Source organism: Kitasatospora sp. NPDC052868, from assembly GCF_044547105.1.
Classification (GTDB): Bacteria; Actinomycetota; Actinomycetes; order Streptomycetales; family Streptomycetaceae; genus Kitasatospora.
The window spans coordinates 1-1385 of sequence record NZ_JBITZW010000019.1 but is presented as its reverse complement, the minus strand read 5'-3'; the positions used below and the strand labels follow the sequence as shown (position 1 = coordinate 1385).

1 rRNA gene and 1 pseudogene are annotated in these 1385 nt (G+C 70.2%); both read right to left on the bottom strand.

Annotated features, from left to right (window positions below):
* A pseudogene (locus ACIGZJ_RS26950) lies at window positions 1-885 on the bottom strand (tetratricopeptide repeat protein); the annotation flags it as partial.
* Window positions 886-1293: 408 nt separating this feature from the next.
* Window positions 1294-1385: ribosomal RNA gene (rrf, locus tag ACIGZJ_RS26945) — 5S ribosomal RNA — on the bottom strand; the annotation flags it as partial.

The window sequence follows — 1385 nt, the reverse complement described above, 5'->3', positions numbered from 1 at the left end:
TCCGGAGGGACGGTCGTCACGACGGAAGCCGCCACGGTCGTCACGGTCACGGTTGAACCCACCACCGGAGGGGCGGTCACCGCGGTCACGGTTGAACCCGCCACCGGAGGGACGGTCGTCACGACGGAAGCCGCCACGGTCGTCACGGTCACGGTTGAACCCACCACCGGAGGGGCGGTCACCGCGGTCACGGTTGAAGCCACCACCGGAGGGACGGTCGTCACGACGGAAGCCACCGCGGTCGTCACGGTCACGGTTGAAACCGCCACCCTGGGGACGGTCGCCACGGTAGCCACCACCCTGGGGGCGGTCACCGCGGTCGCGGTTGAACCCGCCACGGTCATCCCGGTCACGGTTGAAGCCACCACCGGAGGGGCGGTCGTCGCGACGGAAGCCACCGCGGTCGTCACGGTCGCGGTTGAAACCGCCACCCTGGGGGCGGTCGTCGCGACGGAAGCCACCGCGGTCATCGCGGTCGCGGTTGAAACCGCCACCCTGGGGACGGTCGCCACGGTAGCCACCACCCTGGGGGCGGTCACCGCGGTCGCGGTTGAACCCGCCACGGTCGTCACGGTCACGGTTGAAGCCACCACCGGAGGGGCGGTCGCCGCGGTCACGGTTGAAGCCACCACCGGAGGGACGGTCGTCACGACGGAAGCCACCGCGGTCGTCACGGTCGCGGTTGAAACCGCCACCCTGGGGACGGTCGCCGCGGTAGCCACCACCCTGGGGGCGGTCACCGCGGTCGCGGTTGAACCCGCCACGGTCGTCACGGTCGCGGTTGAAACCGCCACCCTGCGGACGGTCGCCACCACGGTAGCCACCACCCTGGGGGCGGTCACCACCGCGGTAACCGCCGCCACCGGACGGACGGTCATCGCGACGCGGGCGGTCATCGCGGTCGCGGTTGAAACCGCCACCGGACGGACGGTCGTCACGACGCGGACGGTCGTCACGGTCGTCACGACGCGGACCACGGTCGTTGGACCAGCCCCCGCGCGACCGGGGCTCGTAGCCGCGGCCGTCGTCCGATCGACGCTCGGGACGGTCCTGGGGCTGGTTCGACATTGTGGTGACTCCTTCTGCTTCAGCTCCACCGCGGACTGGGCGACACCACTGCCCCTCACGCGGTTCGATGCCGGCCTCGTGGCCGCACACCTACTCCATTGTCCGACATCCGGAGACACCCCGCGCCTGGGCGGAAGTCCCTGGTGTGCCGGCCGTGCAAACGCTTGAAAAAACAAAAAAGGCCGCGGCCCCAGCGAATCGCTGGGGCCGCGGCCTTGAATAATTGTTCGGCGGCGTCCTACTCTCCCACAGGGTCCCCCCTGCAGTACCATCGGCGCTGTGAGGCTTAGCTTCCGGGTTCGGAATGTAACCGGGCG